The 26,838-nt window shown below is 71.1% G+C and carries 16 protein-coding genes and 1 pseudogene; 7 read left to right on the plus strand and 10 right to left on the minus strand.

What is annotated here, in order from left to right; genetic code table 11:
• The first annotated feature begins 27 nt into the window (after positions 1 to 27).
• Both KVT39_RS12350 and ligD read left to right on the plus strand, forming a co-directional pair.
• Positions 28 to 1,017, plus strand: coding sequence for a Ku protein (locus tag KVT39_RS12350; RefSeq protein WP_217589181.1), 990 nt, complete (start codon positions 28 to 30; stop codon positions 1,015 to 1,017).
• A gap of 24 nt (positions 1,018 to 1,041) precedes the next feature.
• Positions 1,042 to 3,873: a DNA ligase D gene (gene ligD, locus KVT39_RS12355; protein ID WP_217589182.1), complete on the plus strand. Its 2,832-nt coding sequence runs from the start codon at positions 1,042 to 1,044 to the stop codon at positions 3,871 to 3,873.
• 4 nt (positions 3,874 to 3,877) lie between these two features.
• Here the strand turns inward: ligD and KVT39_RS12360 are convergent.
• Together KVT39_RS12360 and KVT39_RS12365 are read right to left on the minus strand one after the other, a co-directional pair.
• Positions 3,878 to 4,201: pseudogene (locus KVT39_RS12360) on the minus strand (cation transporter); the annotation flags it as partial.
• Positions 4,202 to 4,244: 43 nt separating this feature from the next.
• Complete coding sequence (locus KVT39_RS12365; RefSeq protein WP_131949602.1) at positions 4,245 to 4,601, minus strand: DUF3175 domain-containing protein; 357 nt, start codon at positions 4,599 to 4,601, stop codon at positions 4,245 to 4,247.
• 236 nt (positions 4,602 to 4,837) lie between these two features.
• On the opposite strand from KVT39_RS12365, the gene KVT39_RS12370 reads away from it, so the two are divergent.
• The 4 genes from KVT39_RS12370 to KVT39_RS12385 all read left to right on the plus strand — a co-directional run bounded on the left by KVT39_RS12370 (position 4,838) and on the right by KVT39_RS12385 (position 6,770).
• The gene (locus KVT39_RS12370) at positions 4,838 to 5,206 is read left to right on the plus strand and encodes a hypothetical protein (RefSeq protein WP_034184453.1); all 369 of its coding nucleotides are present in this window, start codon (positions 4,838 to 4,840) and stop codon (positions 5,204 to 5,206) included.
• Positions 5,207 to 5,382: 176 nt separating this feature from the next.
• Positions 5,383 to 5,931, plus strand: coding sequence for a type 1 glutamine amidotransferase domain-containing protein (locus KVT39_RS12375; RefSeq protein WP_034184452.1), 549 nt, complete (start codon positions 5,383 to 5,385; stop codon positions 5,929 to 5,931).
• A 4-nt stretch (positions 5,932 to 5,935) separates the two neighbouring features.
• Positions 5,936 to 6,277 (plus strand): DUF1488 domain-containing protein, encoded by a 342-nt coding sequence (locus KVT39_RS12380; protein WP_105391547.1) that lies wholly within the window; start codon positions 5,936 to 5,938, stop codon positions 6,275 to 6,277.
• Between the two features lie 265 nt (positions 6,278 to 6,542).
• Complete coding sequence (locus KVT39_RS12385; RefSeq protein WP_217589183.1) at positions 6,543 to 6,770, plus strand: hypothetical protein; 228 nt, start codon at positions 6,543 to 6,545, stop codon at positions 6,768 to 6,770.
• Positions 6,771 to 6,799: 29 nt separating this feature from the next.
• Here the strand turns inward: KVT39_RS12385 and KVT39_RS12390 are convergent, their stop codons facing one another.
• Complete coding sequence (locus KVT39_RS12390) at positions 6,800 to 8,050, minus strand: phosphatidylserine decarboxylase family protein (RefSeq protein ID WP_217589184.1); 1,251 nt, start codon at positions 8,048 to 8,050, stop codon at positions 6,800 to 6,802.
• Positions 8,051 to 8,169: 119 nt separating this feature from the next.
• Between KVT39_RS12390 and KVT39_RS12395 the strand changes: the two genes are divergently transcribed.
• Positions 8,170 to 8,412, plus strand: coding sequence for a hypothetical protein (locus tag KVT39_RS12395; protein WP_105391546.1), 243 nt, complete (start codon positions 8,170 to 8,172; stop codon positions 8,410 to 8,412).
• Between the two features lie 300 nt (positions 8,413 to 8,712).
• Here KVT39_RS12395 and treY read toward each other — a convergent pair whose 3' ends face one another.
• The 7 genes from treY to KVT39_RS12430 are packed head-to-tail and all read right to left on the minus strand — an operon-like array spanning position 8,713 to position 26,738.
• Positions 8,713 to 11,493: a malto-oligosyltrehalose synthase gene (gene treY / locus KVT39_RS12400; RefSeq protein WP_217589187.1), complete on the minus strand. Its 2,781-nt coding sequence runs from the start codon at positions 11,491 to 11,493 to the stop codon at positions 8,713 to 8,715.
• A complete protein-coding gene (malQ, locus tag KVT39_RS12405) occupies positions 11,490 to 13,697 on the minus strand; it encodes a 4-alpha-glucanotransferase (protein ID WP_217589189.1) in 2,208 nt (735 codons plus the stop codon). Before malQ ends, treY begins: the two co-directional genes overlap by 4 nt.
• Positions 13,694 to 15,565, minus strand: a complete 1,872-nt coding sequence (gene treZ / locus KVT39_RS12410; protein ID WP_217589190.1) for a malto-oligosyltrehalose trehalohydrolase — start codon at positions 15,563 to 15,565, stop codon at positions 13,694 to 13,696. The genes malQ and treZ overlap by 4 nt, the downstream gene beginning before the upstream one ends.
• Positions 15,566 to 15,573: 8 nt before the next feature.
• Entirely contained in the window at positions 15,574 to 17,688 is a 2,115-nt protein-coding gene (glgX, locus tag KVT39_RS12415; RefSeq protein ID WP_131949596.1) for a glycogen debranching protein GlgX, read from the minus strand.
• Positions 17,689 to 17,722: 34 nt separating this feature from the next.
• The gene (gene glgB, locus KVT39_RS12420) at positions 17,723 to 19,930 is read right to left on the minus strand and encodes a 1,4-alpha-glucan branching protein GlgB (RefSeq protein WP_217589191.1); all 2,208 of its coding nucleotides are present in this window, start codon (positions 19,928 to 19,930) and stop codon (positions 17,723 to 17,725) included.
• The gene (treS, locus tag KVT39_RS12425; protein WP_217589306.1) at positions 19,927 to 23,346 is read right to left on the minus strand and encodes a maltose alpha-D-glucosyltransferase; all 3,420 of its coding nucleotides are present in this window, start codon (positions 23,344 to 23,346) and stop codon (positions 19,927 to 19,929) included. Before treS ends, glgB begins: the two co-directional genes overlap by 4 nt.
• Positions 23,346 to 26,738 (minus strand): maltotransferase domain-containing protein, encoded by a 3,393-nt coding sequence (locus KVT39_RS12430; protein WP_217589192.1) that lies wholly within the window; start codon positions 26,736 to 26,738, stop codon positions 23,346 to 23,348. The genes treS and KVT39_RS12430 overlap by 1 nt, the downstream gene beginning before the upstream one ends.
• Positions 26,739 to 26,838: the final 100 nt, after the last annotated feature.

Here is a 26,838-nt window from a genome sequence, read left to right on the forward strand (position 1 = left end):
CGCAACGATGCCGCAAGGAGGACACCCATGGCACGGATGATCTGGAAAGGCGCGATCAGCTTCGGGCTCGTTCACGTGCCCGTGCAGCTGTTCCCGGCGACGCGCACCGTGAAGCCGTCGTTCCGGCTGCTCGACAAGCGTTCGATGGACCCGGTCGGCTATCGGCAGATCAACAAGCGCACCGGCAAGGAGGTCGCACGCGAGGACATCGTGCGCGGCTACGAGTACGAGAAGGAGCGCTATGTCGTGCTGACCGACGACGAGATTCGCGCGGCGAACCCCGAATCGACGCAGACCGTCGATATCGTCACGTTCGTCGACGCGGACGCCGTGTCGTTCCTGTATCTCGACACACCGTACTACCTGGTGCCGGACCGCAAGGGCGAGAAGGTCTATGCGCTGCTGCGCGACGCGCTGCAGGACAGCGGCAAGATCGGCATCGCGCACGTCGTGATGCACGATCGCCAGCATCTCGGCGCGCTGATCCCGGTCGGGCCGCTGCTCGCGCTCGATACGCTGCGCTGGCAGGAGGAACTGCGCCCGCTCGACGAGCTGCCGGTGCCGGCCGGCGACGCGAAGCGCGCGGGCGTCAGCGCGCGCGAGCTCGCGATGGCGAAGAAGCTGATCGACGACATGTCGGGCACGTGGACGCCCGACGAGTATCGCGACACGTTCCGCGACGACATCCTCGAACTGGTCGAGCGCAAGGTGCGCGCGGGCAGCGTCGAGGAGATCGAGGATCGGCCGGCGCAAACGGCGCGCACGGCGACCAACGTCGTCGACCTGACCGAGCTGTTGAAGCGCAGCCTGAAGGGCGGCGGCGCGCGTACCGCGCGCGAGGACGACGACACCGGCGCGTCCGCGCCGCGCACCGCGAGCGGGCGACGCAAGCCGGCCGCGAAGGCTTCCGCCCGGGGCGCCGCGAAAGCAACCGCGAAACGGCCGGCCGCGAAGCAGGGCGCGACGGGCGCGCATGCGGCGAAGAAGATCGCCGCGCGCCGGAAGCACGCCGCATGACACCGCGCGACAGGAGGTGACGCGATGGCCGGCAAGCTCGATCCCTATCGTCGAAAACGCCGCTTCGACGCGACGCCGGAGCCGGAAGGCGCGCACGGGAAGCGTCGCGCAAAGCCGGGCGCCGAGTCGAAGCAGACCAAGCAGACGAAGCCGGCGCGCACGGCTGCCCGGGCGCGCCATCCGTTGCGTTTCGTGATCCAGGAACATCACGCGACGCGGCTCCATTACGACTTCCGTCTTGAACTCGACGGCACGCTCAAATCGTGGGCCGTGCCGAAGGGGCCGAGCGTTGATCCGTCGGTGAAGCGTCTGGCCGTGCAGGTCGAGGACCATCCGCTCGAATATGCATCGTTCGAAGGCGAGATTCCGCCCGGACATTACGGCGCGGGCACGGTCGTCGTATGGGACGAAGGGACGTGGACGCCCGACGGCGGCGTCGCGCAGGCGCGCGACGGCTATCGCGCGGGCAAGCTGACGTTCCGGCTCGATGGCGAAAAGCTGCACGGCGGCTGGGCGCTCGTGCGCAGCGGGCGGCAGCAGGGCCGCCAGCCGCAATGGCTGCTGATCAAGGAGCGCGACGACGACGCACGCGATGCGGACGAATTCGATGTCGTCGCGCAGCAGCCGGGCAGCGTGCATGACCGCAGTGCGCGGGCCGCGCGCGCGGCGCCCGCCGATGCATCACCGTCCGCACGCACGTCCGCACGCTCGTCACGACGCAGCCGCGACGATGCGCCCCGTACACGCGGCACGCCGCGCGACCGCAAGGATCGCAAGCCGCCAGCCGACGTCGACGCCGACCTGTCGCACGTCGAAGGCGCTGTCCGCGCACCGCTGCCCGAGCGCGTCGCGCCGCAGCTCGCGACGCTGGTCGATGCTCCGCCCGCGCAAGGCGACTGGCGCTACGAAGTGAAGTTCGACGGCTACCGGATTCTCGCGCGCGTGTCGGGCCGCGGTGCGCGGCGGCACGTCGCGCTGATGACGCGCGAGGGCCGCGACTGGACCGCGAAGCTGCGTGCGCAGCGCGATGCGCTCGCGGCGCTCGAGATCGAAAACGCGTGGTTCGACGGCGAGGCCGTCGTGCTCGGCGACAGCGGCCTGCCCGACTTCCAGGCGCTGCAGAACGCGCTCGGCGCGGGCCGTTCCGACGCGGTCACGCTGTTCGTGTTCGATCTGCCCTATCTGAATGGCCGGGATCTGCGCGAGGTGCCGCTCGCCGCGCGCCGCGCGTTGCTCGAACCGCTGCTGGCGGGCAGCGACGCCGCGCGGCTGCGCTATTCGCCGGATCTCGGCGGCGACGTCGCGTCGCTGATCGCGAGCGCGTGCGACACCGGCCTCGAAGGCTTGATCGGCAAGCGCGCGGATTCACGCTATCGCGCCGGCCGCTCGGCCGCATGGATCAAGCTCAAATGCCGGCGGCGGCAGGAGTTCGTGATCGGCGGCTATACGGAGCCGTCGGGCAGCCGGCACGGCTTCGGCGCGCTGCTGCTCGGTGTGTACGAGCCTGAATCGGGCGGCAAGCGGCGGCGCGGCACGCCGCCGTTGCGCTATGTCGGCCGGGTCGGCACCGGGTTCGATGCGCGCATGCTCGACCGGCTCGCCGCGATGCTGCGCAGGCACGAACGCGATACGACGCCGTTCGACCCGCCGCCGCGCGAACGGTCGCGCACGCGCGTGCGCTGGATCGATCCGACGCTCGTTGCCGAATGCGAATTCGCGGAATGGACGGGCGACGGCATCGTGCGGCAGGCGGCGTTCGTCGCGCTGCGGGAAGACAAGCCGGCGGCGCAGATCGTCCGCGAGATGCCGCGCCACACCGAAACGGAGACGACGATGGACGAACGCGATGCAGCGCACGACAAGCACGACAAGCACGAACGCGCACGGCACACGGATGCCGGGAGCGGCCGCCAGCGTCGCGCGACATCGCACGCATCGTCCGGCGACGCGCGCGGCGAATCCGGCGCCGACCAAGTCGGCCGCGTGCGCATCACGCATCCCGATCGCGTGCTCGATCCGCAGCACGGCACGCGCAAGATCGACCTCGCGCATTACTGGCAATGGGTCGCGCCGTGGCTGCTGCCCGACCTGAAGGGCCGGCCCGTGTCGCTCGTGCGCGCGCCGGGCGACATCACGGGCGAGCTGTTCTTCCAGAAACATGCGGAGCGCCTCGAGATTCCGTTCGTCACGCAGCACGAAGGGCTGGATCCCGGCCACGGGCCGCTGCTGTCGATCGACAGCGTCGACGCGCTGCTCGGCGCCGCGCAGATGGGCACGATCGAGCTGCATACGTGGAATGCGCACGCATCCAGTATCGAGCGGCCGGACCGCATCGTGTTCGACCTCGATCCCGATCCGGCGCTGCCGTGGCGCGCGATGATCGACGCCGCGCAACTCGTGCGCGGGCTGCTCGACGAGCTGGGGCTCGCGTCGTTCTGCAAGACGAGCGGCGGCAAGGGGCTGCATGTCGTCGTGCCGATCGCGCGGCACGCGGGATGGGACGAAGTGAAAGACTTCGCGCGCGCGGTCGCGCAGCACGTGGCGGGTGCGCTGCCCGAGCGCTTCACCGCGACGATGGGGCCGCGCCACCGGCGCGGCAAGATCTTCGTCGACTATCTGCGCAACGGCCGCGGCGCGAGCACGATCGCCGCGTATTCGGCGCGCGCGCGGCCGGGCATGGGCGTGTCGGTGCCGCTCGGCTGGGACGAGGTGCCCGATACGACGGGCGGCGCGCAGTGGACGATCGACACGCTGCACGCGCGTCTCGACGGGCTGAAGCGCGATCCGTGGGAAGGTTATGCGGAGGCGCGCCAGCGGATCACCGCGAAGATGCGCGCACGGCTCGGCGCATCGTGAGCATCGCGAGCAGCGGCACGGTGACGCTCATCGCGAGCAGGCCGACGCGGCACGGGACGCGCCACAGCCGGTCGGACAGCGGCGCGCGCAGCCGCAGCCCGATCGCGAACAGCGACACGAGCAGCGCAATCTCGACGATCGAGCGCAGCAGCGGCGCGTCCCGTTCGAGGTCGAGACGCAGCAACCCGGTGCCGGCCGGGCCGAGCGCGATGCCGAGCACGAGATAGATCATCGTGGTGCTGCACGGCAGGTGGCGCAGCGCGGATGTCGCGATGCCCATGCCCATCAGCACCGCGCCGACGATCAGGTACCACGGCGTTTCGTGCATGCGCGCGATTCGGGCGGGGCGATGCGGCGGTGGCCGGCCGCCGTCACGGCTTGCGGCCGAAGGCTTCGCGCAGTTTCCGCTTCGCGCGTTCGAGCGTCGCGCGGCGCGTTTTCGGCAGGTTGCGGCCCGCGCGGTTCACATAGAAGTTCAGCATCGACATCGCCGACTGGAACGGCGAAGACTTGCGGCGGCGGCTCCGTTCGGCCGAGCGCTTCAGCGAAGCGGCGATCGCGCCCGGATCGTCGGACTTGAAGATGTCGGGCTCGATGTCGAGCACGTCGCTTTTTTGCGTGACTTCGGCGGACCAGCGCTTGCGATGTTGCGGATCGGCGCTGCGGGCCCGGCCGGGGCGGCGCGTCGGGCGTTTGCCGTGCGCGCGGGAAGCGGAAGCGGAAGGCATTGCAGGGCTCCGGATGGCGTCGCAGGGACGTACGGGCAACGGCGCCGCAATTCGCGTGCCGCGCGGCGCCCTGCCGCCGGAGGTATGGCCCTTGCTGCAAAGTCCGCGCAGGCGTGCCATTCCGCGCTCTTCGTTCAGCACGAAAACCTCGTGACATCCGCATTACATCCGCATACGAACCGAATGGCCGGCGCCGTTTGAAGCGAGCGCGCGCGGCCGCCACGCAGGAGGACACCATGCGATCGAACTCCCGGATCAGTCTGGAAGACGATGCAACGGACGCCGACACGGCCGACGCCGGCGATCTCGATACGACGGTCCGTCTCGACGTCGAGACAGGCACGGTCACGTTTCATGCGGCGTGGTCGATGGAGGCCGATGCGCCACCCGATACGGGGCGGCATTCGGTCGTGCTGGTGCTCGACTGCGACACGATGGAACGCTACGCGGGCCTCGACGACGGCGCCCGGATGCGCGTGCACACGATGCTGCACGAGGCCGTGCGGGACATGCTCGATCGGCTCCCCGACAACGACGACGACGATCTGACGCTGACGGTCGAACTGACCGACGCGATGCTCGATGCGGCAACCCGCCTGCAGTAATCGTGCCGGGTCGGGTTACACGCCGTTGAAATCTTTTCAGCCCTTGCGCGGCGGCGCGGCATGGGCCGGTTTCGGCCGGTCTCTTGTCGCCGTCGTCCGGTCGGTCGCACGCGGCACGGCAATTGCTCCGTGACCGGGACGGCATAAAGGGTGCCGCGGCATCCACGGAGGTTTCCATGAGCGGCAGACTGGACCATTGCAAGGTAGCGATCCTCGCGGTCGACGGCTTCGAGGAGGCCGAGCTTGTCGAACCGCAACGCGCGCTGGCGGCCGAAGGTGCGCAGGTCGACGTGATTTCGCAGAAACGCGGCGAAATCCAGGGGTTCAGGCACGTCGACAAGGGCGCGCGCGTAAAGGTCGACCGCACGTTCGACGACGCGCGCGAGGGCGACTACGACGCGGTCGTGCTGCCCGGCGGCGTCGTCAACGGCGACGCGATCCGGATGATCCCGGCCGCGCGCGAGTTCGTGACGGCGGCCGTCGGCGCCGGCAAGCCGATCGCCGCGATCTGCCACGGCGGCTGGCTGCTCGTGTCGTCCGGGCTCGTGGAAGGGCGCACGATGACGAGCTGGCCGAGCCTGCAGGACGATATCCGCCATGCGGGCGGCAAGTGGGTCGACGAGGAAGTCGTGCGCGACGGCAACCTGATCACGAGCCGCAAGCCCGCCGACCTGCCGGCATTCAGCGGCGCGCTGGTCGAAAGCCTCGCGTCGCGGAGCGCGTGATCCGATGCCGACCGATTCCCCCCGCCGCGTGACACTGGCCGATGCGCCGCCCGAGTTCGACGGCGCGGCGCTGCAACTGTGCTTCACCGTCGACGTCGACGGTCAGCCGGAACACTGCGCGATCACGGTCGAGGCGCTCGAGGATCATTTCGGCGCGCCGTCGGCGCTGGAAGCCGACCTGCGCGACGCGTTCGAGCGCGGCCGCGCGCGGATCGAAGCTGCGTGCGCGGAGGTGCTGGCGGACGGCAAGGGCGGCGTGGTACTGCACAGCGGCTATTTCCGCGCGCACGGCCGTGCGGCGGCAGGCAGCGTGAAGGCCGGCATGTCCCGTTCGCGGCGCTCCTGATCGAGGCGCCGCGGCCGACGCGTTTGACCCGCGTTCGCGTTCGGCCCGCTCGCATCCGGCATTACACGTCGTTGAAAACTTTGCACGGGCGGCCGGGCGTCGCGCGGTGCCATATCGGGCCGCGCGCCCACGGCTCGGACGAGCGCCGCTTCGCGCGGATTGGCATGGTCCGTGCACGCATCGACGGTCGCCTGCGCGCGTGTCGCGCCGCATGCCGATGCGACGCCGTCGTCGCATCGCGTGAAGCCGTCAACGGGGAACGAGCATGCTGACCGCCCATGAATTTGCCGCGCTGTTCCTGGTGTATCGCGCACCGGAACAGATCCAGATCGATCGCGAGGACGTCGCCGCGCTGGTCGAACGGAACCTGATCGTGATGCAGGGCGACGACGCGTCGGGCGAGCGCCGGCCCGCGCTGACGGCCGACGGCATGTCGGTGCTGCGGTGCGTGCAGCGGCACGACGGGTACGAACCGGACGGCACCGATGCGTGACGCGTGACGATGACGCGCGGGCGCGCCGCTCACCGCGCGATCGCGACGGACGCGTTCACCTGCACGACGGGCGTGTCGCCGTCGAACGGCGGCGCGTACAGGAAGCGCTCGATCACGCCGGCCTCGAACAGCAGGCAGTACGTCGAGCCGCCGAACTGGAAGCGGCCGATCTCGTCGCCCTTGTCGACGCGCTGGCCCGGCAAGACCTCGATCACGCACGACGACACGTCGCCCATCCCGACGAATACCGTGGCCACGGTGCCGATACCCGGGTCGTCGCTCTCGATCGCGACGATCGCGCGCGCGGCGACCGCCGTCATGTAGCCCTGCGAGTCGTTGAGCCCGGCCGGGTCCGGGCCTTCGGCTTCGGCGACGGAGTAGTAGGTGCCGTCGATCCGGTACGCATGCGTGACGGTGCCGCGCACCGGCGCATGCCAGCGATGGTAGTTGTACGCGCTGAGATAGGCCTGGTAGAGATCGCCGCCGACGAAGCGCTCGGCGAGCGGTCGCCCCGCGCGCGTGAAGATGTCGTGCAGCGAATACGGCTGTGCCTTGATCCAGAACGTGTCGCGCAGCTTCACGTTCGTTTCGGTGTGGTACGGCGCGGCCTCGCACGCGCTGACGATCACGTGCGGATCGTCCGGCGCGTCGACGGGCCGCGCGCCTTCCCGAAAGCGTCGCGTGAAGAAGTCGTTCCACGAATCGAAGCCGAGGTGCGGTTGATCGTCGCGATAGCGAAATTGCGACAGCCCGATGCGCTTGCTCGCTTCGTCGCAGAACCAGCCGTCGGGCGCCGACGCGTCGAGATGCTCGCATGAATGCGGGCCGCCGAGGAAGTCGCACCATACGTTCAGTACCCGTTTCAGGTGCGCGTTGACGGATGGGTCGCGAAACACCGCGTGGCCCGACGGCATGCACATCGGCCAGTCGAGGAACGCGTTCAGCGGGCACACGATCAGGCTCGATTCGCTGAACGGCGGCGTGTAGGTCATCAGGTGATCGATCACGGTCATCAGTTCGCCGATCGACGTGTAGCCGAGCCGGCGGCCGGATTCGACCGCCTCGTCAATCCCGCGGGTCAGGCCCATGCGCAGCACGGGGCAGTCGTCGAACAGCCGCGCGAGTGCCTGCACGGCCGGCGTGCGCAGTCGTTCGCCGGCATGCGCGCGCGCGTCGGCCGCGATCTTTTCGCGGAACGCGGCCATGTGCGCTTCCTCGTGGGTCAGCCATTCGCCGAGCCGGCGGCGCGTGGCAGGCGGCGTGCGGGGTTCGGTCGGCATCGTCGGCTCCTGCGGCTGATTCGGTACGAACACGTAGCAAGACGCTTGCCCGGGGGCGGCATCGAAATTGCGGCGTTTTCACCGGTTTTTCGGTTTTTCAGTGACGCAGGAGAGAAACGATGAATGCGGGTTCGAATGTGCGGCAGACAAAAGGCACGGCATCGGCCGACGAGCGCCGGGGCGGCGGGCAGCGCACCGTGACGCCGACGCGCACGCGGGTTCGTGCGGCGAAGCGCGGCGAGACGCGACGGTCGAGGGAGCGCGATGCGAAAGGGACCGTGACCGCTGGCCATGGCGACAACGCGGGCGCGCCGCTGTGGGAGGACGACGGCGGGACGATGCCGCCGGACGAGTGGTCGTGATGTCGGGCGCTTACTGTCCCGCCGGTCGTTCTGGCCGGTAACGACCGACTATCGCGCGATCGCTCGATTCCCCGTCGCGAAAGGCCAGGGATACTGAGACATCACGGTTCGCGCTTAGTCACGCGGCTCCCGATTGGATCGTCGGGTAGTTCGATCATATGAATGCTTCCTGCTGTCAGTCGGGCCAGCCGCCGCGCAAAATCGACTATGAACGCCCGTTCCGGGCACAAATCGATTTTGGGCGTACAAAATCGATTACACGCGGACCGTTTTGCATAAATTCGATTACGACCGGGCGATTCAGGGATTCCGATCCGCTGGGGTTGGGTGAACCGCGACGAGCACGGCAACAGGCAGCGCAGCCAGACAGCGATCGAGCCTGATCAAGCCATCCGGCGCGTCGATTCCGTCCCGCGCATTCAGCCAGTCCGTCCAGGGCCCTTTGACACCACGCGGCAACACGACCGCCGTATCGCCCCATAACGCGGGCTCCACGCGCGGCAAGCCGGGCCTGTCGCCGAACAGCCGGGACGCAAGCCGCGTTGCTACGACCACCACGGTCGCCGCATCGCCGCACCGCGCGAACGCAACCGTGTGACGCCCGAGCGTGCCGCGCACGCGCAGCGGCACATACGCACCGTCGGCGAACGTCGCCGGCCACCGCGCGCGCAGCGCGAGCATCCGTTCGACCAGCGCCCGTTTCACGCGCGCATCCGGCCAGGTCGGCAGGTACGACGCGACCGGCCCGTCGACGCGCTCGGCCGCCAGCGCCGCGAACGGCACGTCGCGCCGGTTGTCCGGATCGACGAGCGAGTGATCCCATCGCTCGGTACCTTGATACAGATCGGGCACGCCGGGGGACGCGATCCGCAGTGCCGTCTGCGTCAGGCTATTGACGATGCCGGCCGGCGCGATCCGCGCCACGAACGCATGCAGCCGGTGCGCGAAATCGCCTGCGCCGCGCGGCGTCAGGATCGCGCGGACGAACGCTTCGCAAGCGCGCTCGTAGTCCGTCTCCGGCGCGAGCCAGTCCGTATGCCGCTTCGCTTCGCGCAGCGCCTTCGTCTGCCAGCGCACCACGCGTTCGGCGAGCGCCGCGAGCCCCGCGTCGTCGTCGGGCATCAGCGACGGCGGCCAGCAGCCGACCAGCGTCTGGTACAGCATCGCCTCGGCGGCCGGCCCCGGCGCCCACGCCAGGTCGCGATGCGCGCCGCCGCGCCGGGGCAGGTTGAGCGCGGACCAGTCGAGCGATACCGCGCGCCAGGCGTCGGGCATCTCGCTGAGCACCGCGAGCCGCGCGCGCGCGTCCTCGCCGCGCTTGTGATCGTGCGTGGCCGTCGCGACGAGCGTATGCGGCACGATTCGGGCACGGCGCCGGTTGCGCGCATGGAACGCGCCGCGCGACAGGCTGAAGTCGCTCGCGTCGGCGCCGACCTCGTTGCGCGACAGCAGCCGGCCGTAGCGATAGCAGGCCGTATCCTCGACCCCCTTCGCGGCCAGCGGCGCGGTGAGCTGCGCGAACGCGACGCGGGCCGCGTGCAGCGCGGCGGCGCCCGCGCGCGGCACGCGCACGACCGGCAACCCGAGCCACGCGGCGACGCGGTCGAGCGCGTAGCGGTCAGCCGGGGCGACCGCCGCGCATGCCCCTTCGTACGCCTGCGCGAGCACCCGGCGGTCGGTGTCGGCGGGCGGGTCTTCCTGCGCCGGATACATCCGGTACACCGGCAGCCGCACCGCGAGTTCGCCCAGCACGCGCTGGATCGCGACCAGACTGACGTCGCGCGTCGCGGGCGACGCGCGCGCAATGCCGTGCAGCGCTCGCGCGACGCGCGCATGCTCGGCGGCGAGATGGCGCATCAGCACGCGCCGCTTGCCGTCGAGCGCCTCCTGCGCGAACGTGCGCGACGAACCGGACACCGCCGCCCAGTGGGCGGCCAGCGGCGCGGCGCCGGCCGGATCGTGCAGTAGCGCGCCGACGTCGTTCATGAAGTCGTAGCCGGTCGTGCCGTCGACGGCCCAGTCGTCGCGCAGCGCCTCGCCAGGCGCCAGGATTTTTTCGACGACGACGTACGGCTGCTCGTCGCGCAGCGCCGCAAGTTGCGCATGCAGCCGACGGAGGTACGCGCGCGGATCGGCGAGCCCGTCGACGTGATCGACGCGCACGCCATCGATATATCCGGCCGCGTAGAGGCGCAACGGCAGCGCATGGACGGCGTCGAACACCGCATCGTCGTCGCTGCGGATGCCCGCGAGCGTCGCGATGTCGAAGAAGCGCCGCCAGTTCAGTTCGTCCGAGGCCGTGCGCCACCACGCGAGCCGGTAGTGCTGGCGTTCGAGCAGCCGGTGCAGCCACGCGCGCGAGCGTGCGTTGCGCGGATCGGCGCCGCGCAGCACGGCGTCGAACGCATGCGGGCCGTGCGCGGCCGCGTAATCGCGCAACGCCTCATGCGCGGCGGCTAACCGGGCGCTGTCGCGCGCCGGCACGGCACCGAAGCGTTCGGCGAGCGTGTTCAGGTCCGAGCGGTTCGCGATGCGCAGGATGTCCGCATAGGTGGCGGCGGACACGGGCAGCTGTCGCCCCGGGCACGCAACGAAGAAGCGGCCGGTCGACGGATCGGCGCCGAGCGCGATGTCGCCGGCCGCGAGCGCGTCGCCGTACGGCGTGCCGAGGCAGGGCAGCAGCACCTTGCCGTCGAGTGCCGCGTCGGGCGGATGCCAGTCGATGTCGAAGCAGTGTGCGTACGGGCTCGCCGGCCCCCATTCGAGCACGTCGTTCCACCAGCCGTTCGACGCGCCGCCGACGCCCATGTGGTTCGGCACGATGTCGACGATCACGCCGATGCCGCGTGCGCGCAGCGCGCCGACGAGCCGGAGCAGGCCGGCTTCGCCGCCGAGTTCGGCGCTGACCGAGCCGTAGTCGACGGTGTCGTAGCCATGCAGCGAACCGGGCTCGGCCGTCGTGACCGGCGACAGGTACAGATGGCTCACGCCGACGCGCGCGAAGTAGTCGGCATGCGTGGCCGCATCGTCGAACGTGAAACCCGCATGCAGCTGCAGCCGCAGCGTCGCGCGCGGCGTCATGGGTCGCGCTCCCGCGAGCGGCGCGCGTGCTCGACGGCCGCGATGCGCTTGCGCGCGTCGGCGTCGAACAGCGTGTCGACGGTGCGCGGCAGGCGCCGCAGCCAGTTCGGATGGCCGCATGGTGGCCCCGGCAAGTTCGGCTGCTCGTCCAGCCCGAGCAGATCCTCGAGCGGCACGATCGCGAGCGGCGACGGGCTGAGCGCGACGTACGCGAGTATCGCGCTCACGGGCGGCGCGCCGGCCGGCGGGACGGCGCTGTTGGCGGGCGCGCAACCTGCTTGCTGCAGCGCGTGCCACAGCGCCGCGCGTTCGGTTGCGCGTTCCGCCTGGGCGGCGATCAGGTCGGGATCGGACGCAGGCGGAGGCGTGGCGCGGCCTGCTTCGGGGCGGGGCACGGTGTCATGCCCGACGTCGGCGCATTGCACGATTTCGTTCGGGTCTTGCGCACTCGCATCGCCCGGCGTGCTGTCGGCCGCGCCGTTTTGCGGCTTCCCGCTGTCGGCCGCCACCCGCCGCCACCCCAGATCGACTCCGCGCCACCAGCCGGCCACGGTCGGCAAGTCGTGCGTCGACGTCATCGCGATCGCATCGCGATCCCACGCGGACGGCGGCCGGAACGCGCCGGTCGCATCGCGCTCGAACCACAGCACGCGCATCCCCGCGATTCCCTGTGCGCCGAGCCGCTCGCGCAAACCGCCCGGCACCGTGCCGAGATCCTCGCCGATCGCGATCGCGCGATGGCGTGCCGCCTCGAGCGCGACGAGCCGCACGAGATCGTCGACCGGATAGCGCAGGTAGGCGCCGTCGCGCGGCGTGCCGCCGTCCGGCACGATCCACATCCGCGCGAAGCCGAGCACGTGGTCGATGCGGATGCCGCCCGCATGCGCGAACGCCGCGCGCAACAATTCGATGAACGGGACGAAACGGTCGGCGCGCAGCGCGGCGGGCGTCCACGTCGTCACGCCCCACGCCTGGCCGGCCGCATTGAACAGGTCGGGCGGCGCGCCGAGCGACACGCCGCGCAGCAGCGTCGTGCCGTGCGCCCATGCGTCGCTGCCCGCGCGGTCGGAGCCGACCGCGAGATCGGCGATCAGCCCGGTCGCCATGCCCGCGCCGCGCGCCACATGCTGCGCGTCGCCGAGCGCGCGCGATGCGCACCATTGCAGGAACGTGTGGAAAGCGATCGTGTCGGCATGCGCGTGCGCGAACGCATCGACTTCCGCCGATGACGGCATGCGCCACGGCGCCGGCCATTGCCGCCAGTCCGCGCCGATCCCGTGTTCGATGCAGAACGCCTGCAGCGCGTCGAAGCGCGCATGCGCGTCGAGCGCCGCGCCGCCGGCCGCGCGAAAGCGCTGGTACGCGTCGCGCGACGGCGTGCCGTTGGCACGCCATGCATCGAAGCATGCGCGCAGGCGGCGCAGCTTCTGCGGCAGCACGCGCGGCCAGTCGATCAGCGGCGCATCGACTGCATCGTCGCGCGCGTGAAGCGCAGCCTCGGCCCCCGGCACCGCGTCGCAGTCGAGATACGCGACGTTGTGCCAGCGCCGCGACGACGGCGAATACGGGCTGTCGTGCGCGGGCAGCGCGGGATAACCGGCGTGCGTCGGGCTGATCGCCACCGCCTGCGCGCCGTGCCGCGCCGCGTGCGCGGCGAGCCGCGCGAGCGCGGTGTAGTCGCCCGCGCCTTCGTCGCCGATACGGCGCAGGCTGTACAGCTGGGCCGCGACCCCCCAGCGGCGGCCTGCGTCAGGCGCACGCGCGAACGCGTCGAACGGGCGCGCGCGCAGCGGCGCGATCGCGAGCCCGATGCGCTGCTCGCCGATGTCGAGCGCGTGATAACCGGGCATCGCGAGCGGCGGCAGCGTGCCGTGCTCGCCCGCACCGGCCACGCGCCCGTCGACGTAGCCGCCGGTTTCGAGCGCGATTCGGAAGTGTGCGCCCGGCAGCGCGATCGTATGCGGCAGCGTCAGCGGCAGGCCGGCATCGCCGGTGACGATGCGCGGCGGCGCCGCGTTCGCATCGGCGAGCGCCGCCGCGCTGTCGACGCGCTGGAGCGCCGTGCCGCACGGCCAGCCGAGCGCGTCGACGAGCGCGGCGAGCGCATCGTCGCCCACCCGCCGCGCGACGCCGCCCGCGTCGGTCCAGTCGATTTCCAGTCCGGCCGAACGGGCGAGTGCCGCGATCGATACGTCGGTCGTCATGATGGGCCTCGCCCGTTCGGGCGGTGACTCAGCGCATCGTCGTTGACCGCGCCGTCGCGCCACGCGATGCACGCACGTGGCGGCAGGCGCAGGTCGCGCAGCCGGTCGCGCGCGCGCGGCGGCGTCTCGAACACGATCTTGCCGACCGGCAGCGCGGGCAGCACCGCGTCGTGCGAGCCGAGGTTCAGCGCGATCGTCAGCGTGCTGCCGTTGCCGAGCCGCCAGCGTGCGGCGAGCGCCTGCGGTTCGCCGTCGCCCGCGAGCAGGTCGACGCCGAGCGCGCGCGCGCCCGTCAGGTGCGGCGTCACGAGCGCCGCGCGCACGGCCAGCGCGCTGCGGTAGAAGCGCCGCCATGCGTCGGCGTCGGGCCATGCTTCGTCGGCCGGGTGTTTCGACAACGAGCGCACGAACGTCGCGATGTCGTTCGGATCGGGAATCGCGTCGCGATGCGCGGGATCGGCGAACGCGGGAAACGCCGCGAATTCGCGGCGCCGGCCTTCGCGCACGGCGTCGGCGAGCGCGCCGCGATAGTCGGTGAAGAACTGGAACGGCTGCGTGCTGCCTTCCTCCTCGCCCATGAACAGCAGCGGAATCTGCGGCGCGAGCAGCATCAGCGCGGTGGCCGCGCGGAGCGCATCGTCGTTCGCGAGCGTGCGCAGCCGTTCGCCGAACGCGCGGTTGCCGATCTGGTCGTGGTTCTGCAGGAACGCGACGAACGCGGTCGGCGGCAGGTGCGCGCTCGGCTCGCCGCGCGCGGCGCCGTCATGCAGCGGCGACGGCTCGCCCTGGTACGCGAAGCCTTCGCCGAGCGTGCGCGCGAAATGGCGCAGCGGCGCGTCGGCGTACGCGCGGTAATAGCCGTCGCGCTCGCCGGTCAGCAGCACGTGCGCGCTGTTGTGGAAATCGTCGTTCCATTGCGCATCGAAACGGCCGGGCCCGAGCAGGCTCGCCGCATTGCGTTCGTTCTCGAGCACGAGATGCACGTGGCGTGCGTCGCCCGCATGCGCGCGCACGCGGCGCGCGAGCTCGCGCAGCCACGCATCGTCGTCGATCGCATGCGCGGCGTCGATGCGCAGCCCGTCGAAGCGGTATTCGTCGAGCCAGTAGAGCGCGTTGTCGATGAAGAACGCGCTCGTCTGCGCACGCGCGAAGTCGATCGCGGGGCCCCACGCCGTTTGCCGGTCCGCGCGGAAGAACGCGGGCGCGTAGCGCGGCAGCAGGTTGCCGTCGGGGCCGAAGTGGTTGTAGACGACGTCCAGGAACATCTGCAGCCCGAGCCCGTGCGCGGCGTCGACGAGCGCCTTCAACTCGTCGGGCCGCCCGTACGATGCATCGGGCGCGAACGGCAGTACGCCGTCGTAACCCCAGTTGCGCGTGCCGGGGAACGCATTGACGGGCATCAGCTCGATCGCCGTCACGCCGAGCGCGGCGATGGCCGGCAGGCGCCGCTCGACGCTCGCGTAGCCGCCGCATGCGCCGACGTGCAGTTCGTACAGCACCGTCTCGTGCCACGGGCGGCCGCGCCATGCGTCGTGACGCCAGCGATACGCGGCCGGATCGACGACCTGGCTCGGGCCGTGTACGTCGTACGGCTGGAAGCGCGACGCGGGATCGGGCACCGTGAGTGCGCCGTCGAGCCGGTAGCGATACAGCGTGCCGGGCCCGCACGGCGCGAGCGCTTCGAACCAGCCGTCGCCGGCCGGCGTCATCGCGATCGTGCGGTCGCTCGGGTCGTGCAGCTCGACGGCCGCGGTGCGGCTCGCGGGCGCCCACAGCCGGAAGCGCGTATGGCCCGCATCGATGCAGGTCGCGCCGAACGACGACGCGAACGCATGCGTGCCGGGCGGATGAGCGGAACGTGACGTCATGGCGGTCCTCACGAAGGCGGGTCGGGCGGCACGGCCGCGACGGCGACCGCGGCCGCATGCGCGGCGACGTCGAGGCCGTCGGCCGGCCATGCGCGCGGGCCGGCGTCCGGCGCGGCGGTGTCGACCAGCACGCGATAGTTGAGCACGGGCGCGGGCGGCGCGAACGTGATCGTCTCGGACGACGCGTTCAGCATCACGAGCAGCGACTCGGTGCGCCCGGTGCGGCCCGCGCCGACGCGCCGCATCGTCAGCGCGCGGCGCTCGCGGTCGTGCCACGCGGGCACGGTCAGCGCGTCGCCGCGTTCGTCGAACCAGTCGATCTCGGCCATGCCCGGCGCGCCGTCGTGATCGCCCGACGGATAGCGCGGCGCCGACATCAGCGGGTACATGCGCCGCAGCGCGGCGAGCCGCGATACGAAGCGCATCAGCTTCACGGCTTCGTCGCTGCGTGCCAGGTCCCAGTCGAGCCAGGACAGCTCGTTGTCCTGGCAGTACGCGTTGTTGTTGCCGTGCTGGGTGCGGCCGAACTCGTCGCCGGCGACGAGCATCGGCGTGCCGAGCGCGGTGAACAGCGTCGCGAGCATCGAGCGCGCGACGCGCGCGCGCACGTCGCGGATCGCCGCGTCGGCGCTCGGCCCTTCGACGCCCCAGTTCGCGCTGCAGTTGTCGTCGCGGCCGTCGCGGTTGTCCTCGCCGTTCGCGTCGTTGTGCTTGTCCGCATACGACACGAGATCGGCGAGCGTGAAACCGTCGTGCGCGGTGACGAAATTGACCGACGCCCACGTATGGCGCCGCTGGTGGTTGAACAGGTCGGCCGACCCCGCGAGCCGCGCGGCGAGTTCCGGCCGCTGGCCCGCGTCGCCGCGCCAGAAGCGCCGCACGGTGTCGCGAAAGCGGTCGTTCCATTCGGCGAAGCCCGGCGGGTGGCGGCCGAGCTGGTAGCCGCCGGGGCCGAGATCCCACGGCTCGGTGATCAGCTTGCGCTGCGCGAGCACCGGGTCCTGCCGCAGCGCATCGAAAAATCCCGCGCCGGGATCGAAGCCGTGATCCTCGCGGCCGAGCGTCACGCCGAGATCGAAGCGGAAGCCGTCGACGTTGAACGCGGTGGCCCAGTAGCGCAGCGAATCCATCACCATCTGCACGACGCGCGGGTGCGACAGGTTCAGCGTGTTGCCGCAGCCCGTCTCGTCGACGTGGAAACGATGGTCGCCCGGCAGGAGCCGGTAGTAGCTCGCGTTGTCGAGGCCGCGCCACGACAGCGTCGGGCCGAGCTCGTTGCCTTCGCAAGTATGGTTGTAGACGACGTCGAGCACGACCTCGATGCCGGCCGCATGCAGCTGGCGGATCGCGATGCGCATCTCGTCGAGCCGCCGCGTCGCGAGATACGCGGGTTCCGGCGCGAAGAAAGCGGCCGTGTCGTAGCCCCAGTAGTTGCGCAGCCCGCGTTTCACGAGTTCGCGCTGTTGCAGGAACGCGTGGACGGGCAGCAGCTCGACCGTCGTCACGCCGATCGACAGCAGGTGATCGATGAAAGCCGGATGCGCCAACGCCGAGAACGTGCCGCGTTCGGGCGCGCGCAGCCCGGCGCGGCGCATCGACACGCCGCGCACGTGCGCCTCGTAGATCACCGTGCTGCGCCACGGCACGCGCGGGCGCCGGTCGGTGCTCCAGTCGAACGCCTCGTCGACCACCACGCATTTCGGCATCGCGGGCGCCGAGTCGCGCCGGTCCATCGACAGGTCCGCGCGGTTCGAATGCACGCGATAGCCGAACAGCGCGTCCGACCAGCGGAAATGGCCGACCAGCTTGCGCGCGTACGGGTCGAGCAGCAGCTTGGTCGGATTGAAGCGATGGCCGTGCTGCGGCTGGTACGGGCCGTCCGCGCGAAACCCGTACACGGTGCCCGGATGCGCGTTGGGCAAGTAGCCGTGCCACACCTCGTCGGTGCATTCGGGCAGATCGAGGCGCGCGAGTTCCCTGCGGCCGGTCGGATCGAACACGCACAGCTGGATGCGCTGCGCGTGCGCGGAAAACACCGCGAAGTTGGTCCCGAGGCCGTCCCAGGTCGCGCCGAGCGGATAGCGGCGGCCGGATTCGAGGCGAGCGGGCAGGGCACTCGGCATGGGGCGGATATCTCCGTGTCGAAGGGGCGGGGAATCAGGCGGGGCTCAGCCACAGCGTCGCGAGCGGCGGCAGGCGCAGCGCTGCCGACCACGCCTCGCCGTGCGCGGGCACGGCCTCGGCCCACACGGCACCGTCGTTGCCGGCGTTGGTGCCGCCGTACGATGCGGCATCGGTGTTCATCCGTTCGCGCCAGTGGCCGGGCGCCGGCAGCCCGACGCGGTAGCCGCTGCGCGGCACCGGCGTGAAGTTGCAGACCGCGACCACCAGGTTCCCCGCATCGTCGCGGCGCGCGAACGCGAACACGCTGTTGTTGCGATCGTCGCCGATCAGCCAGGCGAAGCCGGCCGCGTGGCAGTCGAGCGCATGCAGCGCGGGTTCGGCCGCATACGCGCGGTTCAGGTCGCGCACGAGCCGCTGCACGCCGCGATGCGCGGGCGCGTCGAGCAGGTCCCAGTGCGGCGTCGAGTCGTGCGCGAACTCGGCCCATTGCGCGAACTCGCTGCCCATGAACAGCAGCTTCTTGCCGGGGTGCGCCCACATGAAGCCGAAGTACGCGCGCAGCGTCGCGAGCCGCTGCCACGCGTCGCCCGGCATCTTCGCGACGAGCGAGCCCTTGCCGTGCACGACCTCGTCGTGCGACAGCGGCAGCACGAAGCGCTCGGAGAACGCGTAGACGAGCCCGAACGTCATCCGGTCGTGGTGATAGCGGCGGTGGATCGGGTCCTCGCGCAGATACGCGAGCGTGTCGTGCATCCACCCCATGTTCCACTTGAAGTCGAAGCCGAGCCCGCCGTCGCCGGTCGGCGCGGTGACGCCGGGCCACGCGGTCGATTCCTCTGCGACGGTGACGACGCCGGGCGGCGCGGCCGCACCGTGCAGCGTGTCGTTCAGCATGCGCAGGAATGCGACCGATTCGAGGTTCTCGCGCCCGCCGTACACGTTCGGCACCCATTCGCCTTCATTGCGCGAATAGTCGCGGTACAGCATCGACGCGACCGCGTCGACGCGAATGCCGTCGACGTGATAGCGGCGCGCCCACGCGAGCGCCGATGCGACGAGGAACGCGCCGACCTCGGTGCGCCCGACGTTGAACACGCACGTGTGCCAGTCGGGATGCAGGCCCTCGCGCGGGTCGGCATGCTCGTACAGCGCGGTGCCGTCGAACTGCGCGAGGCCGTGCGGATCGTCGGGGAAATGCGCGGGCACCCAGTCGACGATCACGCCGATGCCGGCCGCATGCGCGCGGTCGACGAACCGCGCGAAGCCGTCGACCGGCCCGAAGCGCGCGGACGGCGCGAACTGCGCGAGCGGCTGGTAGCCCCACGAGCCGCCGAACGGGTATTCGGCGATCGGCATGAACTCGACGTGCGTGAAGCCCATCCCGTGCACGTACGGAATCAGCCGCTCGGCCAGCTCGTCCCACGTCGCGCTGCGGTCCATCTCCTCGGGCACGCGCAACCACGATTCCGCATGCACTTCGTAGATCGACCACGGCACGCGGTAGCGGTCGGCGTGCGGCCGCGCATGCATCCAGCCGTCGTCGTGCCACGCGAACGCGTCGAGCGCCGCGACGTCGGCGACGACGGACGCCGTGCGCGGCGGCGCTTCCGTCGCGCGCGCGCACGGATCGGCCTTGTGCGGCAGCACGCGCCCGTCGGCCGCGCGCAGCTCGTACTTGTAGCGCTCGCCCGCGCCGATGCCCGGCACGAACAGCTCCCACACACCCGACGGCCGCCGCAGCCGCATCGGATGGCGGCGGCCGTCCCATCCGTTGAAATCGCCGACCACCGACACGCGCTGCGCGTTCGGCGCCCATACCGCGAAGCGCACGCCGTCGGTGTCGTCGATGCGCACGGGCGTCGCGCCCAGGCAGTCGAGCACGGCGGCCGGATCGCCGGACGAGAAGCGCGCGAGCGCGGCGTCGTCGAGCAGCGTGCCGAACGCATACGCGTCGTCGGTCACCTGCCGCGCGTCAGGCCAGTCGATCGCGAGCAGGTAATGGGGAACCTCGCCGTCGTGCGCGATCGTGCCGGCGAAGCAGCCGGCGCGGTCGACGCACGCGAGCGCGCCGAGTTCGTCGCCGTCCGGCGACAGCGCGCGCACGCGCTCGGCGCCGGGCAAGAGTGCGCGCACGACGATCCGGTCGGCCTGCCCGTGCGGGCCGAGACACGCGAACGGATCGGGATGGCGGCCGGCGAGCAGCGCATCGATGTCGGCCTGTTCGAACAGCGTGTCGGTCATCGCGTTCCTCCGGGTTCGGGCGCGCTGCCGTCGTCGAGCAGGCGCTCGACGAGCGCCGCGAGCCCGCCGACCGGCACGCTCAGCCAGTCGGGCCGGTTCGCGGCCTCGTAGCACAGCTCGTACGACGCCTTGTCGATCAGGAACAGCGCGAGCAGGCGATCGGCATAACGCGGGTCGACGAAGCGTGCGGGCGCGAGCGCGGTGGCCGCGCGATAGCATTCGACGAAGCGGTCGGCGGCGGCCTGCCCGAAGCGGTCGAACAGCGCGCGCTTGCGGCCGGCAGCCTGCGGCGGCGCTTTCTCGATCGCGAATTGCGCGGTCGCGCTCACATACGACAGCGAGCGCAGGAAGCCGGCCACGTCGCGCAGCGGATGCGATTTCGCGCGGCGCCGTTCGAGCGGGCGCGCCGGTTCGCCTTCGAAGTCGATCAGCAGCGCGTCGCCCTGCACGTCGAGCACCTGGCCGAGGTGGAAATCGCCGTGAATCCGCGTGCATTGCGCGTCGAGCGTGCGCGGCACGAGTTCCCCGAGCGCGCGCACGGCGGCGTCGCGCGATGCGAGCAGCGCGTCGGCCGATGCGCGCATCGCGGGATCGAGCGTATCGAGCGCATCGAGCCGCGTGCGCAGCACGTCGAGCGCGCGCTCGAACGACGCGATCGCGTCCACGCACCAGCCGTCGACGTGATCGGGTGTCGCGCGTTCCGGCGCGAACGCGGGATCGTCGGACGGCTGCGCGAGTGCGACGTGCAACTGGCCGAGCCGCGTGCCGACGATGCCCGCGAACGCCGCATAACCGAGCAGCGCCTCGGGTTCCTCGTCTTCCTCGGCCGCTTCGTCTTCGTCGGCGGCCGGCAGCGCGAGCTCGTCGACCGCGCGCCGCAGGAAGTCGAACGAACGCGTCCATGCGTCACCCTGGTTGTCGACGTAGCGCTGCAGGATCGCGACCGTGTGCGGCGTGCCGTCCGGATCGACGTGCACGACCTCGCCCGCGAGCGTCGCGGTGTTCGCATAGCCGATGCGCGTCAGGTGCCGGCTCATTTCCGCTTCCGGATGCACGCCGTGCGCGACCTTGCGCACCAGCTTCAGCACGATCGCGTCGCCGATCACGAGCGAGCTGTTGCTTTGCTCGGCCGCGAGCCAGCGCACTTCGGCGTCGTCGCCGGGGTCGAGCGCTGCGAGCGCGCTCTCCGGCAGGAACGCGAGCCGGCCGCCGTCGGAGGTCGGCACCGTTGCGCCGTCGCGCAGCTTGCGCAGCATCCCGCGCGCGAACGACGGCAGCGCGAACGCGTCGGTCAGGTAGCCGACCGTATGGCCGCGCCGCACGCGCGCGAGCGCGAGCTGCGCGAACAGCGGCTGGGACGTCTCGCCGCCCCAGGCCGCCGCGAGCGGCACGATATAGCGCTCGACGCCGCCGTCGCTGGCGCAGACCCACGCCTCCGCATACTGGAACGTTTCGCCCGGCACCGGCGTGACGACGTTCAGCCATGCATCGCCGATCGCGCGATCCTTCGACGCGAACCAGCGCCGCCGCGCGAGCCACGACGCGAGCGCGTCGTGCGCGAGCGCGTGCAGCTGCCCGACGTCCGGCCGCGTATCGCCGCGCCGCATCACGAGCGTCACGTATTCGGGCAGCGGCTCCGCATGCGGCTGCCGCCACGACGGCTCGCGGCCGTGCCCGGACAGCTCGAACCACAGGAACCCGTACGGCGGAAAGGTGAGGAGATACGGGAGCTGGCCGATCGGCGGAAACGGCGAATCCGACGTCATCTCGATCGGCACGCGGCCCGCGAATTCCGACAGGTCGAGCTCGACCGCCTGCGACGCGCGCGACAGGTTCGCGACGCACAGCACCGGATCGTGGCCGTCCAGCTCGCGCAGGTACGCGAGCACCTTGCGGTTCTCCGGGCGCAGGAAACGGATCGTGCCGCGCCCGAACGCCTGCGACGCACGGCGCGTCGACAGGATGCGGCGCGTCCAGTTCAGCAGCGAATGCGGGTCGCGCGTCTGCGCCTCGACGTTGATCGCGTCATAGCCGTACAGCGAGCCCATCACCGGCGGCAGCACCAGCAGTTCGGGGTCGGCGCGCGAGAAGCCGCCGTTGCGGTCCGACGACCACTGCATCGGCGTGCGCACGCCGTCGCGGTCGCCGAGGTGGATGTTGTCGCCCATCCCGATCTCGTCGCCGTAGTAGATCACGGGCGTGCCGGGCATCGACAGCAGCAGCGAATTGATCAGCTCGATGCGGCGCCGGTCGCGCTCCATCAGCGGCGCGAGCCGGCGCCGGATGCCGAGGTTCAGCCGCGCGCGCCGGTCGCTCGCATAGGTCTGCCACAGCAGGTCGCGCTCCGAATCGGTCACCATCTCGAGCGTCAGTTCGTCGTGGTTGCGCAGGAACACGGCCCACTGGTTGCTCGGCGCGAGCGCGGGCGTCTGCCGCATGATGTCGACGATCGGGAAGCGGTCCTCGCTCGCGATCGACATGTAGATGCGCGGCATCAGCGGGAAGTGGAACGCCATGTGGCATTCGTTCTCGTCGCCGAAATATTCCTGCACGTCTTCCGGCCACTGGTTCGCTTCCGCGAGCAGCATCCGGTTCGGGTACTCGGCGTCGATCGTCGCGCGGATCCGTTTCAGGATCGCGTGCGTTTCCGGCAGGTTCTCGTTGTTCGTGCCTTCGCGCTCGACGAGATAGGGCACCGCGTCGAGCCGCAGCCCGTCGATGCCGAGATCGAGCCAGAAGCGCATCACCTGGATCACCTCGCGCACGACGGCCGGGTTGTCGAAGTTCAGGTCCGGCTGGTGCGAATAGAAGCGGTGCCAGTAGTACTGGCCGGCGACCGGGTCGTGCGTCCAGTTCGATGTTTCGGTATCGAGAAAGATGATCCGCGTGCCCGCGTATTTCGTGTCGGTGTCGGACCACACGTAGTAGTCGCGATGCATCGAGCCCGGCTTCGCGCGCCGCGCGCGCTGGAACCACGGATGCTGGTCCGACGTGTGGTTGATCACCAGCTCGGTGATCACGCGGATGCCGCGCGCATGCGCTTCGCGGATGAAGCGCCGCACGTCGGCGAGCGTGCCGTAGTCGGGATGCACGTCGCGGTAGTCGGCGATGTCGTAGCCGTCGTCGCGGCGCGGCGACGGGTAGAACGGCAGCAGCCAGATCGTGTCGACGCCGAGTTCGGCGATGTAGTCGAGCTTCGCGATCAGGCCGGGGAAATCGCCGATGCCGTCGTTGTTCGAGTCGTAGAACGACTTCACGTGCACCTGGTAGATGATCGCGTCCTTGTACCACAGCGGATCGTCCGCACAGAGCGCGGGCGCGCGGCGGCGCGCACGGCGCCGGCGCGGCGTGCCGGCCGGCGCGAGCGACGGGAACTGCGCGCGGCGCACGTCGTCGAGGGAATCTTCGCGTTTCATCATCCGTGGGCTCCCGAAGGTCGTCGGGCGTCGTCCGGTCCGGGCGCGGCCGCCCGCGCGGCGCCCGGAGACGGCGCGAGCCGCCAGATCGCATACGGCCGCACGTGCGGATCGAGCGACACGTACTGGCGATGGCCGCGCCACGTCTGCGCGTGCGCGGCATCCAGTTCGAGCGCGTCGAGCGGTTCGCCGTCGGCGAGCCCGAAACCGCACCACAGCGCGGCGTCGAGCGTGAAGTTCGCGGCCTGCGGATGCCATGGGTCGAGGCTGATCGCGACGACGACGACGCTGTCGAACGCCGGCGTCGCCTTGACGAACACGAGCACGGCGTCGTTGTCCGCGTCGGCGAAGGTCAGGCCGAGATGCGTCTGCAGCGCCGGGTGATCGCGCCGTGCGCGGTTCAGCCGCGCGACTTCGGCGCCGATGTGCGCGGCGCGGCTCCAGTCGCGCGCGCGCAGCTCGTACTTCTCCGCGTTCGCGTATTCCTCGCTGTCCGGCAGCGGCGCCGATTCGCCGAGCTCGAAACCCGAGTACATGCCCCATGAACCGGCCAGCGTCGCCGCGAGCGCCGCGCGGATCACGAACTGCGTGCGCGGCGCGTTCTGCAGATGGCGCGGGTTGATGTCGGGCGTGTTGACGAAGAAGTTCGGCCGGAAGAAGTCGCGTGCGGGCCCGGCCGTCAGCTCGGTCAGGTAGTCGATGAACTCGCGCTTCGTCTCGCGCCACGTGAAGTACGTGTACGACTGCGAGAAGCCGACCTTCGCGAGCCGGTACATCATCGCCGGCCGCGTGAACGCTTCGGACAGGAACACGACGTCCGGATGGCGGCCGCGCACGTCGTCGATCATCCACGCCCAGAACGGCAGCGGCTTCGTGTGCGGATTGTCGACGCGGAAGATCCGCACGCCCGCGTCGACCCAGAACAGCACGGCGTCGCGCAGCGCGAGCCACAGGCCGGGCAGCGCGTCCGGCGCGTAGAAATCGGGGTTCACGATGTCCTGGTAGCGCTTCGGCGGGTTTTCCGCGAAGCGCAGCGAGCCGTCGGGCCGCCACGCGAACCAGCCCGGATGCGCGGCGAGCCACGGATGGTCGGGCGAGCACTGGATCGCGAAATCCAGCGCGATCTCGAGCCCGTGAACGCGCGCGGCCTCGACCAGCGCGCGGAACGATTCGAGCGTGCCGAGCTGCGGGTGCACGGCCGTGTGGCCGCCGTCGGGCGAGCCGATCGCATACGGGCTGCCGACGTCGTCGGGGCCGGCTTTCAGGCTGTTGTTGCGGCCCTTGCGCGCGGTGGTGCCGATCGGGTGGATCGGCGGGAAATACAGCACGTCGAAACCCAGGTCGCGAATGCGCGGCAGGTGCGCGATCACGTCGTCGAACGTGCCGTGCCGATGCGGATCGTCGCTCGCCGAGCGCGGGAACATCTCGTACCAGCTCGAGAAGCGCGCCGCGCGACGCTCGACGTCGACCCGATAGGTGGTTTCGTCGTGCGTGACGAACGGCCGGTAGCGCAGCGCGGCGAACGCGTCGGCCAGCGGCGGCGCGCCGAGCAGCGCGAGCCGTTCGGCGGGCGGCGCGTCCCTGAACTCGGCGACGAGGCGCTCCATGTGCGGGACCGCGCGCGCATCGGCCGGATCGGCGAGCTTGAGCGCGGTCGCGAGCAGCAGCTGGGCTTCGCGCAGTTCGAGCGTCACGTCCTGGCCGGCCGCGTGTTTCTTCGCGACGTCGTCGGCGAGCGACGCCCAGTCGTCGCGCCACGCGATCACGCGAAATACGTGGCGGCCGACCCGGTCGAGCATGATGCGTGCGTGCCAGCGGTCGTTCGGCTCGGCTTCGAACGGCACTTCGCGCCAGTCGTCGTCGCCTTCCGCGCGCCACTGGAGCACGGCCGCGAGATGCGCGTGCCCGTCGGAGAAGATCGATGCATGCACGACGAGCGGTTCGCCGATCACGCGCTTGACCGCGAAGCGGCCGCCGTCGACCGACGGCTCGACGCGCTCGATCGCGATCCGGTCGGCCGCGAGCGCGGCCGACAGCATCGTGCGTTCGCGCGCGGCGTCGGCGCGCGTCGTGACGGGCGGCGCGCGCCGGGCATCCAGCAGCGCGTGCGCACCGGGCCCGAGCGTGAAGGCTTCGAGCGCGGCAGGCGGGTGGGTTGGCGCGCCGTCCTGCGTCACGACGCGCGTGAAGCTGCCCGGCACGCCGGGCAGGATCGCGGCGGGATCGACGGTTGCCGCCGTGTCGAGATCGGGATTCAACGCGATCAGCAGTGCCGCTTCGTCGTGTTCGAGCGACGGCCCCGTGCCGCGCAGCAGCACCGTCGCGGTTGCGCCGGGCGCGCTCAACTGCGCGATCTCGCCGCGCGCGGCCGCCACGGGCGTCGCGCGCCTCCACGCGTTCGCTTCGGCGATCGCACCCGACAGGTCGAAGCGCGCACGCTCGAACGCGGCGCGGTAGCGATCGGCATCCGCGTCGCGCGACATCAGCGGCAGCGTGACGCCGCGCTCGAAGCCCATCGGCGCGAGCCAGCCGGTGCCGACGGCCGCGGCCGTCCACAGTGCGCGGCGATATGCGCGTGCGACGGTGTCGTCCGGTGCGTCGGGCCAGTCGTCGGCGAGGCGCGGGCCGTCGAACGCATCGGGAAACGCGATCGGCGAGCCGATGCGCCGCAGCAGCCGGTGTTCGTCGGCGAACCACGGTGCGTGCAGATCCCACCAGCGCACCGACGAGAACACCGCATCGAACCCGGCCGCTTCGAGCTGCGCGAGCGCGTCGCGCGCATGGCCGGGCACGCCGGCGAGCACCGCTGCGTCCGGGCGCGCGCGGCGCAGCGCCGCGCGCCAGCCGGGCCACCAGTCGGCCGGCAGATGATGCGGCGCGTCGACCAGGAAGCCGGCCGCGCCCGCGTCCGCAAAGGCGGCCAGATGCGCGCACCACCACGCCGACAGCGCGTCGCGTGCCGCGTCGTCGCCGAGGTTCGCGTGCACGACATCCAGCGCGTGCGCGGTACCGCGCGGGTCGATCAGCGCATCGTCGTGCGTGCGTTCGACGTACCAGTCCGGATGCGCGGCGCGCAGCGGGTTCTCGCGCGCGATGCGGTCCGGCACGACTTCGAGCAGCACGCGCAGCCCGTGGCCGTGCGCGAGCTGCGCGAGCCGCGAGAACGTTTCGAGCGCGCTCGCGCGCGTCGTGAACGTGTGGGCCGGGCGATGGAAATCGGCCACGTGGCGCGGGAAGCCGGCGACGCTCGCGGCCCAGAACGACCCGACCAGCACGTGATCGAAACCCATTCCGGCGATATGCGCGAAGGTCTGCCCCCACGCGTCGAGCGGCCCGACGAGGCGGGCGTCGCAGAAGTAGATATGCGGAGCGAAGGTCGGCGTGGAGTCCATGGCGCGGGGCGTGCGGGCGGCGGCGGTCGATAACGCCGGGTTGCCGCAACGCGTGTGCCTGCCGCGTGGAGTCCGGTGCGGCAATGGTCAGGCGGGATGC

The sequence above is a fragment of the Burkholderia sp. GbtcB21 genome (assembly GCF_019091065.1).
Lineage (GTDB): Bacteria > Pseudomonadota > Gammaproteobacteria > Burkholderiales > Burkholderiaceae > Burkholderia > Burkholderia pyrrocinia_C.

Excerpts from the sequence above, each read along its gene's own strand:
- KVT39_RS12350 (WP_217589181.1), top strand. The coding sequence starts at position 28 with ATGGCACGGATGATCTGGAAAGGCGCGATCAGCTTCGGGCTCGTTCAC.
- ligD (WP_217589182.1), top strand. The coding sequence starts at position 1,042 with ATGGCCGGCAAGCTCGATCCCTATCGTCGAAAACGCCGCTTCGACGCG.
- KVT39_RS12365 (WP_131949602.1), bottom strand. The coding sequence starts at position 4,601 with ATGCCTTCCGCTTCCGCTTCCCGCGCGCACGGCAAACGCCCGACGCGC.
- KVT39_RS12370 (WP_034184453.1), top strand. The coding sequence starts at position 4,838 with ATGCGATCGAACTCCCGGATCAGTCTGGAAGACGATGCAACGGACGCC.
- KVT39_RS12375 (WP_034184452.1), top strand. The coding sequence starts at position 5,383 with ATGAGCGGCAGACTGGACCATTGCAAGGTAGCGATCCTCGCGGTCGAC.
- KVT39_RS12380 (WP_105391547.1), top strand. The coding sequence starts at position 5,936 with ATGCCGACCGATTCCCCCCGCCGCGTGACACTGGCCGATGCGCCGCCC.
- KVT39_RS12385 (WP_217589183.1), top strand. The coding sequence starts at position 6,543 with ATGCTGACCGCCCATGAATTTGCCGCGCTGTTCCTGGTGTATCGCGCA.
- KVT39_RS12390 (WP_217589184.1), bottom strand. The coding sequence starts at position 8,050 with ATGCCGACCGAACCCCGCACGCCGCCTGCCACGCGCCGCCGGCTCGGC.
- KVT39_RS12395 (WP_105391546.1), top strand. The coding sequence starts at position 8,170 with ATGAATGCGGGTTCGAATGTGCGGCAGACAAAAGGCACGGCATCGGCC.
- treY (WP_217589187.1), bottom strand. The coding sequence starts at position 11,493 with ATGACGCCGCGCGCGACGCTGCGGCTGCAGCTGCATGCGGGTTTCACG.
- malQ (WP_217589189.1), bottom strand. The coding sequence starts at position 13,697 with ATGACGACCGACGTATCGATCGCGGCACTCGCCCGTTCGGCCGGACTG.
- treZ (WP_217589190.1), bottom strand. The coding sequence starts at position 15,565 with ATGACGTCACGTTCCGCTCATCCGCCCGGCACGCATGCGTTCGCGTCG.
- glgX (WP_131949596.1), bottom strand. The coding sequence starts at position 17,688 with ATGCCGAGTGCCCTGCCCGCTCGCCTCGAATCCGGCCGCCGCTATCCG.
- glgB (WP_217589191.1), bottom strand. The coding sequence starts at position 19,930 with ATGACCGACACGCTGTTCGAACAGGCCGACATCGATGCGCTGCTCGCC.
- treS (WP_217589306.1), bottom strand. The coding sequence starts at position 23,346 with ATGAAACGCGAAGATTCCCTCGACGACGTGCGCCGCGCGCAGTTCCCG.
- KVT39_RS12430 (WP_217589192.1), bottom strand. The coding sequence starts at position 26,738 with ATGGACTCCACGCCGACCTTCGCTCCGCATATCTACTTCTGCGACGCC.